This window comes from Bacteroidota bacterium (genome assembly GCA_017303975.1).
Classification (GTDB): domain Bacteria; phylum Bacteroidota; class Bacteroidia; order JAFLBG01; family JAFLBG01; genus JAFLBG01.
Window position 1 is genome coordinate 75,144 of the sequence record JAFLBG010000001.1, and the last position, 12,572, is coordinate 87,715.

Sequence of the window (12,572 nt, forward strand, 5' to 3'; positions counted from 1 at the left end):
ATTATCTTTGTGTATATGTTAGCAAAAAAGGGAACGAAGCTATACAGCATTTTTTACAATAAGTGCCCACAATGTCATGAGGGTGCTTTTTTTAAAACAAACAACCCATATAACCTTTCACAATTCGATAAGATGGACAAAAAGTGTTCTGTTTGCAATCAATCGTTTGAGCCGGAAACAGGATTTTATTATGGAGCCATGTATGTAAGCTATGGAATTAACGTACTTATTTTTCTTGCCTTTTGGATTATAAGTAGTTATGTGTTGCCCAAAGATGCGGCAACATGGAAAAGTTTTGTTTTGATAATAACTCCGTCTTTGCTTCTGGTTCCTGTTACCTATCGATTGGCAAGATTGGTTTGGATAAACATGTTTGTATCGAAAAAAACAACAGATTAGTTGTCCTTGTAAATCGTTAAGCTAATTTTTCCTTGTTTGTATTCTTCGCTTTCGTCTGCCAACTCAATACGCATGGGTATTCCATTCAATTTTATTCCCCAAATAAAAAGAGTGTTGTTTTCTGTGATTGGGTCATCGTATTTATTGGCAAAAAACTCTTTTAGTTTTATCAATAGTTGCGCAGCTTTTGCTTCGCTTATGGTATAAACATCTATTCGTATCTCTGATAAAGAATCTTCGTCAAACGTATAAGCAATAGTGTAGGTGTCTGATGAATCGGTTGTGGCTTCGTACAATAAATAGTTGGCTTCTTGAACAGATGCTTTTATTACTTCTGCTTTTAACACTTCTGATGGCGACATTCCTAAATAAACCCCACGAACAACATTCTCTTCTGAAACGGTTATTTTTTGGGCTAGTTCATCTACATCGCTTTTCGTTTTGTTAAAATTACACGATGTACTAAATATGGTTAGTACAATAGCAAAAAATAAAAGTTTAATCTGTTTTCTAAAACTCATTCTTTATACTAATTAAATGTGTAATGCTCGTTTTCCGGTTGCATCTAAACAGGCCTCCCGGAAAGACTCTGTATAAGTAGGGTGCGCGTGACTCATTCTTGTTATATCTTCGGCACTAGCCCTGTATTCCATTGCTACCACAGCTTCTGCTATCATATCTGCCACGCGAGGTCCTATCATGTGAACTCCCAAGATTTCATCCGTTGCTTCGTCAGCCAATACTTTTATCAACCCGTCTGTATCCATTGAAGCACGGGCTCTTCCGCTTGCTTTAAATGGAAAAGAACCTGTTTTGTATTTTTTCCCGTCTGCTTTTAATTGTTCTTCTGTATAACCAACACTGGCTACTTCCGGCCATGTATATACAACACCCGGTATTAACAAATAATTAATGTGTGGTTTTTGTCCTGCTATTTTCTCGGCCACAAATACACCCTCCTCTTCTGCTTTGTGCGCCAACATAGCTCCTTTTATAACATCGCCAATGGCGTATATTCCGGGTGTGCTTGTCTCTAAATGTTCATTTACTTCAACTTTTCCTCTTGCATCAAGCTTAACACCTGCTTTGTCTAATCCCAAATTATCGGTGTATGGTTTTCTACCCACAGCTACCAAACAATAATCTCCTTTAAAATCAACTGTTTTGCCTGATTTATCTTCTGCTTTTACAACAACCTCTTTGCCTTTGTTTTCAACAGATGTAACCTTGTGGTTGAAATAAAAATCAAATCCAATTTTCTTAAGCGATTTGTTCAACTCCTTGCCCATTGTGCCATCCATGGTACTTATAATTCCATCGGTAAACTCCACCACACTTACTTTAGCACCTAATCTTGCATACACAGAGCCCAATTCCAATCCGATAACACCACCACCAATAATAATTAGGTGTTTCGGCACTTCTGTTAAATTCAATGCTTCGGTAGAGGAAATAATTCTTTTTTTATCTATTGTAATTCCCGGCAATGAAGATGGTTTGGAACCGGTTGCAATTATTATTTTTCCACCTTCAATAGTTGTTTTCTCGTTTTTATCGTTTACAATATCCACCGTGTTTTTACTTGCAAAGCTTCCATGGCCTGTAAATACAGTGATCTTGTTTTTTTTCATTAAAAAATTAATACCATCACATGTTTGCTTTACAACACCCTCTTTTCTTTTTATCATCTGTGCAAGATTAACTTTTACATCCTTCACATCTATTCCATGTTCTGCAAATGTGTGCGTGGCGTTGTAATAATGTTCAGATGAATCAAGCAGTGCTTTAGATGGAATACACCCCACATTTAAGCATGTGCCGCCAAGTGTATTGTATTTTTCTATTAAGGCAGTTTTTAAACCCAGTTGAGCACAACGAATCGCAGCTACATATCCACCGGGACCAGAGCCAATAACTATAACATCAAATTTTTCCATACATATTAATTTCTACTCAAATTTAATACAAACTTTTGATTTAGTGGTGTATTGGCTATTGCCGCGAAACCAATTAATTTGTAGTTTGAAAGTGTAATTGGAGCATGGCTTGTTTGGCTCTATAAATGGGGATTATATATAGTAGCAACTAGATTTCTATAAATTATAGATGTTCTTATTTTAGTATTTCTTATTTTAATGGTGTTGAAAAATATAACAATACTCTCTAATACCGCAAGAACACAAATTCTGCTGTTTTTGTTTTTTACACCCCTATTTTCCGTTGCTCAGTTTTACACACAACCCCAAAAGGTGGTTGCTTCTGATAGAAGTAGCGGAAGTGTTTTTGGTTGTGCTGTTTCTCTTAGCAGAAATTATGCGGTTGTAGGAGCTCAGTACGAATCGAATGATACATCGGGTTTAAACCTCCTTCCATCAGCGGGTGCGGTGTACGTGTTTGAGAAAAACATAAATGGAGATTGGATTCAGAAACAAAAACTTGTTCCTGCCGATAGGGCTTCGGGTGATTATTTTGGCTCAACTGTATTTATTGACAGTACAATTATTGCCATTGGCGCATATGAAAAAGCTATTCAGACATCGGGGGGATATCTTCATGCAGGTGCTGTATATTTGTTTGAAAGGGTTGCGACAGGCAATTGGGAGGAGAAACAGAAGATTCAACTTTTAGATACTACTAATCATAATCATTTTGGATATTCTTTGTGCATTCAGCAAAACAAGTTGATTGTTGGTTCGCCCGCAGACGCTACAGATGCGCTAGGGCAGAATGTTAAATCGAATGCAGGAGCCGTGTTTTTATTTCAGCGCGATTCTTTAGGTGTTTGGCAACAACAACAAAAGTTAGTTGCGCAGGATAGAGATACCACCGATATGTTTGGTTATTCTGTTTCAATACACAACGATGTTGTTGTTGTTGGAGCGTATAGAGAAGATGAGGATGCCAATGGACAAAACACAAAAAAAGAATCTGGTTCTGTGTATGTTTTTCAGGAGGACTCCTCCGGTTTTTGGGTACAACAACAAAAGTTGGTTGCTCCGGATAGGTTTGCTGGAGACCGCTTTGGGGTATCGGTTTCGGCAAGAACTAATTTAATAGCAATAGGTGCATTTTTAGAAGATGAAGATGTTGTAGGTTTAAACACCCTTTCTGCAGCGGGTTCGGTGTATTTGTTTGAAAAGGACTCGGGCGGTGTGTGGGTAGATAAACAAAAAATAGTAGCATTGGATAGAGGTGCTAACGATTATTTTGGAGAGAATATTTGTGCCGATGGAAACAGAATTATTGTTGGTGCTCGAAATGAATCGCAAGATAGTAATGGAGCGAATACCCTTGCCGCATCTGGTTCTGCGTATGTGTATGAAAAAAATAATAATGGCGTTTGGATTCAAATCCAAAAAATAATTGCTCCGGATAGAGCAGTAAATGACCAGTTTGGAACATCTGTTGCAATTGATAATAAAACGGTGTTGATAGGTGCAATGTTTGAGGACGAGGATATACAGGGGGGCAACACTCTCAATGGCTCGGGCTCTGCCTATTTTTTTGATTATTGTTACGAAAGCTATTTTTCGTTTAGTGCAACCGGTTGCTCTACCTACTTGTCTCCAAGCGGAAAGCGTAATTGGTATTCGTCCGGAACGTATTACGATACGCTAGTAAATTTTTTAGGGTGCGATAGCATTGTTGCCATCTACTTAACAATAGACACAATAGATACAACGGTGTCTCAAAATTCGAATGTACTTGCATCAAACCAGATCAATGCAACATATCAGTGGCTAGATTGTAACAATTCATATTTTCCAATACCGCTTGCTATAGCTCAAACGTACACAACACAAACAAGCGGTAGCTATGCAGTAGAAATTAGTAAAGGCAGTTGTGTTGACACTTCTCTGTGTTATACAGTAAATAATATGTTTGTTTCTCCGGGCAATCGAATAAATGACATTTCTGTATTTCCAAATCCGTTCGTTAACTCTTTATATATAGAAACGCAAACCAAAATAAAAAGCATTGCCATTACCAATGTATTAGGGCAAAACCAAAGTGTAGATTTTTTTATAGTGGGAGACACAGCAAAAATTTATTTACCTAAAATTAATTCCGGTTTGTATGTTGTGCATGTTTATTTAGAGGGAGGAATGTATTTTAACTCTGCTGTTGTATCCGCCTCCTTTCAACCCTAAATAATAGACAGTTGGGAAATACAACTGCCTACAACTAAATATTAGTAAAGTTTTTAGGGGTTTGAATAAGTAAGGAAACCTTACTAATACTAAGTTGCGGTTACCTCTACTAAGACAGATAGTGCGCTTTTTTCAAAAGCTTCTACTGTCTAATTACGGTTCAATAAAGTGTAAGTATTACCTAGATACCAGCACATAATCTTTAAGCGAGTGTGCCTTTTCTCCTTCGCATCTTGTTTTATAATTAACTACACTTACATATACATCGTTTTCAACAAGGTGGCCATTGTACGTGCCATTCCAACCGGCATCTATATTTTTGCTTGAAAAAATTAATTCTCCCCATCTGTTGTAGATAAACAATTCAAAGTCTTGCACTTCTTCGCCTTTAGCAGCAAATACATCGTTTAGTCCATCACCGTTGGGTGTAAAAGAGTTCGGTACGAATACCATGTTTCCACCCACATTTCCCCAAACATTAATCTGTTTTTCTACCGAACAAGCTCCAATAGTTATTTGTACGCTGTAAGCACCTTCTTTTTCTGCGGATATTTTTTGCGTTGTTTCTCCTGTTGACCACAGATAGTTAGCACCTTTGTTTTCTGCACTTAGTATTGGTTGGTGGTTGGAACAGAAAGCGGTGTCGTTGCCGAATGTTGGTATAGTTAGTTTGTTTGCTGTAGTTTTTGCTGAGGATGCACAAAAAACATTTGTAACGGTTACCGAATACTCTCCAACATCATCAATAGTAAGTGTTGGAGTTGTTTCTCCTGTATTCCAAGCATACAAGTAGTTTCCCGCATTAGGGTTTAAGGTAAGTGAATTATTTGGGCAAATAACGGTGTCTATAGGTAAATTAATCGTAGGGGTATCAATTACTGTAATAGTTATATAGTTGGTGTCAAGATATAAGCAAACACTAGTGTCTTTACTGATAAGTTGTACTTGAAATACACCTGCTGTTTGGTAGCTATGGATTGGGTTTAAAAGAGTATTTTGGGATGTATTATCGCCAAATCCCCATATGCTTGTAGCTGTGGTGTTTGTAATTAAGCTCGAAAACTGAATTGCCCCGCCCAAACAAATACTATCACTGGGTGATATAGAAACTTCATTTTTTGCAATTGTAAACTCAAAATTTATTTTGAATACAACCTGGTCATACAAAATCGCTGCATTTTTTATAGTTGCATATGCTCCTGTTGTTGTAGGATATTGCGGGCTACTTGTGCAAGCAGCTTGGTATAGTGTTCCGTCTTCGTCAAATCTGCTCATGCCACCATCTGTGTGTTCCCACCCACCATTAGAACCCATGTTGGTTGCATATTTTAGTGTTGTGGCGCTTTTGTTTAATACTAATACAAAATGATCGAATCCATCTGTGTTTGGCTGCAAGCAGCCTTGAGTTACCGGGAAACCCTGTGTTTCACCCCATGCGGCAATATATATATTTTCGCATTTGTCTATTTTAAATGCGGTTGGTGTTTGCCCTGACATTGAGGGTATTTGAACCGGAGCTCCTAAATTAGTTGCGAAAAATATAGTTGAAAGGGTTGAATCAAAATTTACCAAGAAAATGTTTCCGTTGGTGTTGTAAGTACCATTGCTGCTCGCCATTATAACATCTGATGAAGAACACATAAAAACATTGTCTTGATTATCTAAATCTATAAAGCATACTCCATCCCATCCTGTTGTTCCAACATAGGTTGAATATACAAGTGTTGTAAGGTTTGCTGATAGTTCGCATAGAAAATTATCTTGCCCTCCTCCAATTAAGCTAGTGTTGTTCCCGTTTGGTGTAGTAGGAAAGGCTGCGCTTGTTTCTGTTACCCCACCAACCACAATATTTCCATTAGATTTTGTATTTATACTGCAACCTGCTTCAAATCCGTTTCCACCCAAGAAAGTAGAGGATATTAATGTGGAAAGATTTGCATTCAATCTTACTACACAAGCATCTGAATATCCCAATAATGCGTTTTGGTAAACACCAACCGTTTTTGGAAAATTGAACGATTCTGTTGCAAATGTTGCCAATACAGACCCATTAGCGTCTAAAAAAACGTCCCCATATTTTTTCCCATCATCACCACCACCACCCATAAATGTAGATGCTATAAGCGCATTTCCATTTGGGCCAATTTGAGAAATGAACGCATCCTCTTGTCCATTAAAAGTTGGGTCAAAGCTTGCATTGGTTGTTGGAAAATTGCCAGATCCTGTACTGCCTAAAATGTAAAGGTTATTGTTGTTGTCAGAAATTAAACTTAGGGGAAACTCATTTAGTCCGCCCCCCAAATAAGTAGCATAAATAAGGTTTTGTGCATCCGGAGAAAATTTACTTATGGCAATATCTCCAACTCCTCCAAACGCTGTTTGGTAAGCTCCCAGTGTTGTTGGATACCCCACCCCAAAAGACAGAGCAGCCGAAATAATATTTTTTTGAGAATCGTACGTAGCGCAATACCCATAGTTTTGAGTTGTTGAGCCTGTGTATGTAGAACCCGAAAGAACCGGATCTATTACCAGTGTATAGTTTTTATTGTATCCACTTGGAAAAGCAAACGAAACAATAGTATTTTTTAGTACAAACACACAAGGAACAACGAGTGTTTTTCCATTTATTAGTTGGTATGCGTATGGCTTGCTATCTATAAGCTTTTCAACAGAAGTTAAAATATGTAAATCATTTGATTCAATAGAAAGCCCGTCTTGCCCTGCAAATTGCATTTGTATGGCTGCTGCATTTTGATTGGGCTTTACAATAAAATCATATTTTAAATTGTTTTCTTGAGAATATATTTTTAAGTCTATTCCATTGTATATTTCATTGTATTTAACGATTGAGAATGCACTTAAATTACTCGCCCATTTGGTTTCATCGTTACCTATAAAATAGTTGTAAGCCACTTTTTGCTTGTCTTCCGTTGTAATTTTTGCAGAAGCATTGCTGTTTATAAAACTCACCCTAAAAGCATGGCAATTAATTAAATCATTCTCTATCGGTTTTGTTTTATCATGATTTTTGTGGTGTAATTCTTCTATCGCTTTTGCATCGTACAATGCATAGGTTATGCAATTTTTTTCTAGAAATGCAGCTCCTCCCGGCAAATCTGCTTTGTATTTAACTTGTTGCTCCCATTGATTAGCGTTCGGAATAAATTTTAATGAAGCCTTTGCGGCAACAGAAAAAAACACAATACTTAAGATTGTTGCGGTGTAGTGATTCCTTTGCATAGACATTGTTATTAAGTTAAACAATCGTATAGCCGAATAGCCCGGGCTGTACTTAGAAAGGAGGTTAGATGTGGTTTTCTGTGGGCTAACTACTTTAAATGTATAGTTAAATAATACTACATAGTAGCAGTACTATGGGAGTGGACTGTTTTTAAGGATAAACGGAAAATATAAACGTATGAGTGCGTGTTTATACCTTTTTCTTTATTACTATTTCAATAGGAACTCCGTTAAAATTGAAGTTATCACGAAGTTTATTCTCCAAGAAACGTTTGTACGGATCGTTTATGTATTGCGGAAGATTACAGTAAAATGCAAAATTGGGGTTCTTGCCAGGTAATTGCGTTACAAATTTTATACGTACATCTTTTCCTTTGATGGATGGTGGTGGGTAGTGTTCTATTAAAGGCAACATCAAATCGTTCAATACGCTGGTAGATATTTTATTTTGCTTGTTTTGATACACCATTTCTGCTGTTTCAATAGCTTTCATTAAACGCTGCTTTTCTAATACTGAAATAAAGACAATTGGAATGTCTTTCATTGGAGCAATTTTGGCTCTTATTTTTTCTTCAAACTCTTTTACGGTGTTGTTCTCTTTATCCTCTACCAAATCCCATTTATTAACTAAAATAACAATGCCCTTTCTGTTGGTTTGTGCCAATTGAAATATAGACAAATCTTGTGATTCAACGCCCAAGGTAGCATCTAGCATTAAGATACAAACATCGCACTCTTCAATTGCTTTAATGGAGCGCATTACAGAATAAAACTCTAAATCTTCTTTTACTTTTGCTTTTTTGCGAATACCAGCGGTATCAATCAAAATAAAATCGTGTCCAAAAAAGTTGTATCGTGTATTTATGGTATCTCTAGTGGTGCCGGCAATGGGGGTAACAATACTTCTGTTAATTCCAATTAATGCATTTAGCAACGATGATTTTCCAACATTGGGTCTTCCAACAATTGCGAATTTGGGCAGGTGCTCTAAATCATTTTTTTCGTCAGGGGTAATGTGTTTTACCATTTCGTCCAATAAATCACCTGTTCCGGAGCCGCTGATGGATGCAATAGCAAAAGGATCCCCCATTCCTAATTGATAAAAATCGGCAGCCATAGTGCTTCGTGCGCTGCTATCCACCTTGTTTGCAACCAATAAAACTTTTTTCTTGGATCGTCTCAGAATGTTTGCTACTTCTTTATCGTAATGTGTAACACCTTCAAACACATCTACCACAAATAAAATTACATCCGCCTCTTCAATAGCAAGCTGTACTTGTTTTCTAATCTCTTCTTCAAAAATATCTTCAGACCCCTTGATATATCCACCCGTGTCAATAATTGAAAACTCAATACCGTTCCATTCTCCTTTTCCGTAGTGCCTATCTCTTGTTACTCCGGCTGTTTCATCTACAATAGCTTTGCGCGACTCTGTAATTCTGTTAAAAAGAGTCGATTTTCCTACATTGGGTCTCCCTACAATAGCAACAATATTTCCCATTTACTAAAAGTGATTGTTAATAGAACTTGTTTAATTAAAGTGCAAAGGTAGGAATTATAACCAACTACTCAGATTTAATAAATCGAAATTCTGTTCTTCTGTTTAATTGGTGTTCTTTTTCGGAGCAATCGATACCATTTTGGCAACGATTAAGCAACTGTGTCTCGCCTAATCCTTTGCTTGCAATCCTATCACCATTTATTCCTTTTGCAACAAGATAACCGGCTACAATTTTTGCTCGTTCTTCGGATAGTTTTAGGTTTGATTGGTCATCGCCCTTGGAGTCGGTATGCGATATTACCTCAATTTTTAGCGTTGGATTATCTCTTAATACACTTATTACTTTTTCTAGTTTAACTTTTGTTTCTGCTACCAACTCTTTTGAGCCAGGAGCATAGTATATATTATCTGCTACAGTAATGTTTTTGTTTGCCGATTTAGAGAAATCTTTTATTGCCAAGAAGGGGTCTTCCGCTTCGTCCAGCAATGTCATTTTTTTTACGTCTGCAGGCAACAGCTTATATACAAATCCGCCAGATATCGGGTCTCGCTTCATTTCGTTAATTATTTTTCCGTTTGTTTCCGCAATGAAAACCTTATCTGATGCTGTTAGATTCGGGTTTTTCTCTAAATAAAACTCTAAATTGGCCTTGGATTGAATGTCGGAAAACGTAAAGTCTCCATACTTATCTGTCGTTGTACTCTGCATGGTTTTGCCTTTTCCGTCTTTTAAAGAAACTTTTTGATTGGCAAGTGGTTTCTTTTCTTTATCGCCAAACAAAACCTTTGCACTAATGGTTGTTAGTTTTTGAGTAGGTTCCTCTATCTTTTTTTCCGGATGCTGTTTATAATACTCTTCATTTAATTTCCCGCAGTCTTCTAGTCCAACAGAGGCTCCGGCATATCTAAAATCGATTTTCAAATTTCCTTTGCTTTTGCACAAAAAGAAGCTCATCGTGTCATTGGGAGCAATATTTGTTTTTTCTCTGCACATCCATTTGCCATCTAAGTCGTTAATGGCTATTACGATATCTAAAGGTTTTTTATCAATATTTTGATACGTTACAAAATAATCATCTGTAGAGCCGTTGCAGATAGGCGACTTTATGGAATAATCTTTTCGAAGTAGTTTAGGAGACTCCTGTGCATTTAGTAATATAAACCAACCCAATACAAAAAATAAGGTTGTTAAAAAATGTTTTTTCATTTGTTTTGTGGTTAGCATTTTTTGTAAATGATATATTGGTACAATCACAAAAACTGTACCATATAAAACAATTTAGATTAAGTGAAAATAAGCAAAAAACAACACGAACAAAAACTTAACAGTACGGTTATACAATTGATTGCCGATTGAGGAGAAATATGTAAATTCATCCTATACAATTAACAAACATTATTTATGGCTACTGATAATTTTCAAGGTGTAGATTACTATTTGGTTGATGAGTTATTAACCGATGAACATAAGATGATTCGTGATGCAGCGCGTGCATGGGTTAAAAAGGAGGTTTCTCCCATAATTGAGGATTATGCGCAACGTGCCGAATTTCCAAAACAGCTTATAAAAGGTCTTGCAGATATTGGTGCTTTTGGTCCTTATATTCCTCAAGAATATGGTGGTCCGGGGTTGGATCAAATTTCATACGGACTCATTATGCAAGAGTTGGAGCGAGGCGATTCCGGAATACGCTCAACGGCATCGGTACAGTCATCATTGGTCATGTATCCTATTTATACTTTTGGTACAGAAGCACAAAAGAAAAAATATTTACCAAAGCTCGCAAAAGGCGAATGGATGGGTTGTTTCGGACTAACAGAGCCCGATCACGGTTCTAACCCGGCCGGAATGCTTACCAACATAAAAGACAAAGGCGACCACTATTTACTAAATGGAGCCAAAATGTGGATTTCTAATGCTCCGTTTGCTGATGTGGCTGTGGTTTGGGCAAAAGACGAAGCCGGAGATATTAGAGGATTGGTTGTAGAAAGAGGCATGGAAGGTTTTACTACACCGGAAACGCACAACAAATGGTCGTTACGAGCAAGTGCAACCGGAGAACTTGTTTTTTCGAATGTAAAAGTTCCCAAAGAAAATATTTTTCCAACAGTAAAAGGATTGAAAGGACCTTTGAGTTGCTTGAATTCGGCTCGTTATGGAATTGCTTGGGGAGCAATGGGCGCAGCAATGGATTGTTACGATTCTGCTTTGCGTTATTCACAACAACGTATTCAATTTGATAAACCTATTGGCGCATTTCAGCTTACTCAGAAAAAATTAGCCGAGATGATAACGGAAATAACCAAAGCACAGCTATTGGCTTGGCGTTTGGGCGTTTTGAAAAACGAAAATCGTGCTACACCTGCGCAAATATCAATGGCAAAAAGGAATAATGTGAACATGGCGTTACAAATAGCTCGTGAAGCACGCCAAATACATGGTGGAATGGGCATTACGGGCGAGTATCCAATTATGCGCCACATGATGAATTTAGAATCTGTTATTACATACGAGGGTACTCACGATATTCACTTGTTGATTACCGGTATGGATGTTACCGGGTTTAATGCGTTTATGTAAAAGCCCCACCCGGCCTCCCCAGAGGGGAGGAGAAGGAAACTAATCTTACTTGCGAATCTATATTTAATGACCCGTTCTGTTTCTATATTTCGAATTATTCAGCCATTCTCTTTTGGGACATGGCTGGGGCTTTTGTGTTTATTCGGATTTACCTCCTGTGATGACGAAGAATACTATGCCCCTAAGCCTAAAGGCTACTACAGAATGAGCTTTCCTGAGAAGTCATATGTTACTTTTAATGAAAACTGTCCGTTCCAATTTGAATACCCGGTATATTCAAAAATTGTTCACGACAAAAGACATTCCAATCCTTGTTGGATTAATGTAGAGTTTTATAAATACAACGCCACGCTTCACCTTAGTTATAAGCAGGTGGACGATACCACACTTGAAAAAGCGGTACAAGATTCTTGGGAGCTTGCAAGCAAACACCAAATAAAAGCAGATGGAATAGAAGAGGAATTAATTCAGAATGATTCGACACGAGTATATGGATTGGTGTATCATATTGAGGGCAATGCGGCATCGTCCGTTCAATTTTTTTTAACGGATAGTGTTAAACATTTTATTAGAGGTTCTTTTTATTTTAATTGTAAGCCCAACAAAGATTCGTTGGCTCCTGCGCTTAGCTTTATAGAAAAGGATATAGATAGATTCGTTAAAAATTTCCGGTGGAAGTAAACATTCTTTGAGAATCTTG

At 37.3% G+C, this 12,572-nt stretch carries 9 protein-coding genes; 4 read left to right on the top strand and 5 right to left on the bottom strand.

Annotated features, from left to right (window positions below; translation table 11 throughout):
- The first annotated feature begins 132 nt into the window (after positions 1-132).
- Positions 133-399 carry a DUF983 domain-containing protein gene (locus tag J0M08_00395; protein MBN8701500.1) on the top strand — a complete coding sequence of 89 codons (267 nt, stop codon included), beginning with the start codon at positions 133-135 and terminating at the stop codon, positions 397-399.
- On the opposite strand, the gene J0M08_00400 is transcribed toward J0M08_00395, so the two are convergent.
- Together J0M08_00400 and lpdA are read right to left on the bottom strand one after the other, a co-directional pair.
- Positions 396-920 carry a hypothetical protein gene (locus tag J0M08_00400; protein ID MBN8701501.1) on the bottom strand — a complete coding sequence of 175 codons (525 nt, stop codon included), beginning with the start codon at positions 918-920 and terminating at the stop codon, positions 396-398. The two genes, J0M08_00395 and J0M08_00400, sit on opposite strands and share 4 nt — an antisense overlap.
- Positions 921-932: 12 nt before the next feature.
- Positions 933-2,336, bottom strand: a complete 1,404-nt coding sequence (lpdA, locus tag J0M08_00405; GenBank protein MBN8701502.1) for a dihydrolipoyl dehydrogenase — start codon at positions 2,334-2,336, stop codon at positions 933-935.
- Between the two features lie 204 nt (positions 2,337-2,540).
- Between lpdA and J0M08_00410 the strand changes: the two genes are divergently transcribed.
- Positions 2,541-4,550 carry a T9SS type A sorting domain-containing protein gene (locus J0M08_00410; protein ID MBN8701503.1) on the top strand — a complete coding sequence of 670 codons (2,010 nt, stop codon included), beginning with the start codon at positions 2,541-2,543 and terminating at the stop codon, positions 4,548-4,550.
- 177 nt (positions 4,551-4,727) lie between these two features.
- Here J0M08_00410 and J0M08_00415 read toward each other — a convergent pair whose 3' ends face one another.
- The 3 genes from J0M08_00415 to J0M08_00425 form a co-directional block, all read right to left on the bottom strand.
- Positions 4,728-7,790 (bottom strand): gliding motility-associated C-terminal domain-containing protein, encoded by a 3,063-nt coding sequence (locus J0M08_00415; GenBank protein ID MBN8701504.1) that lies wholly within the window; start codon positions 7,788-7,790, stop codon positions 4,728-4,730.
- Positions 7,791-7,980: 190 nt separating this feature from the next.
- Positions 7,981-9,291, bottom strand: a complete 1,311-nt coding sequence (der, locus tag J0M08_00420; protein MBN8701505.1) for a ribosome biogenesis GTPase Der — start codon at positions 9,289-9,291, stop codon at positions 7,981-7,983.
- A gap of 64 nt (positions 9,292-9,355) precedes the next feature.
- Positions 9,356-10,498, bottom strand: a complete 1,143-nt coding sequence (locus J0M08_00425) for an OmpA family protein (protein ID MBN8701506.1) — start codon at positions 10,496-10,498, stop codon at positions 9,356-9,358.
- 195 nt (positions 10,499-10,693) lie between these two features.
- On the opposite strand from J0M08_00425, the gene J0M08_00430 reads away from it, so the two are divergent.
- Together J0M08_00430 and gldD are read left to right on the top strand one after the other, a co-directional pair.
- Positions 10,694-11,872 (top strand): acyl-CoA dehydrogenase family protein, encoded by a 1,179-nt coding sequence (locus tag J0M08_00430; GenBank protein MBN8701507.1) that lies wholly within the window; start codon positions 10,694-10,696, stop codon positions 11,870-11,872.
- Between the two features lie 66 nt (positions 11,873-11,938).
- Positions 11,939-12,553 (top strand): gliding motility lipoprotein GldD, encoded by a 615-nt coding sequence (gene gldD / locus J0M08_00435; protein MBN8701508.1) that lies wholly within the window; start codon positions 11,939-11,941, stop codon positions 12,551-12,553.
- Positions 12,554-12,572: the final 19 nt, after the last annotated feature.

What these genes read in the sequence shown, in the direction of transcription:
- J0M08_00395 (MBN8701500.1), top strand. Translation starts at nt 133, where the DNA reads ATGGACAAAAAGTGTTCTGTTTGCAATCAATCGTTTGAGCCGGAAACA.
- J0M08_00400 (MBN8701501.1), bottom strand. Translation starts at nt 920, where the DNA reads ATGAGTTTTAGAAAACAGATTAAACTTTTATTTTTTGCTATTGTACTA.
- lpdA (MBN8701502.1), bottom strand. Translation starts at nt 2,336, where the DNA reads ATGGAAAAATTTGATGTTATAGTTATTGGCTCTGGTCCCGGTGGATAT.
- J0M08_00415 (MBN8701504.1), bottom strand. Translation starts at nt 7,790, where the DNA reads ATGCAAAGGAATCACTACACCGCAACAATCTTAAGTATTGTGTTTTTT.
- der (MBN8701505.1), bottom strand. Translation starts at nt 9,291, where the DNA reads ATGGGAAATATTGTTGCTATTGTAGGGAGACCCAATGTAGGAAAATCG.
- J0M08_00425 (MBN8701506.1), bottom strand. Translation starts at nt 10,498, where the DNA reads ATGAAAAAACATTTTTTAACAACCTTATTTTTTGTATTGGGTTGGTTT.
- J0M08_00430 (MBN8701507.1), top strand. Translation starts at nt 10,694, where the DNA reads ATGGCTACTGATAATTTTCAAGGTGTAGATTACTATTTGGTTGATGAG.
- gldD (MBN8701508.1), top strand. Translation starts at nt 11,939, where the DNA reads ATGACCCGTTCTGTTTCTATATTTCGAATTATTCAGCCATTCTCTTTT.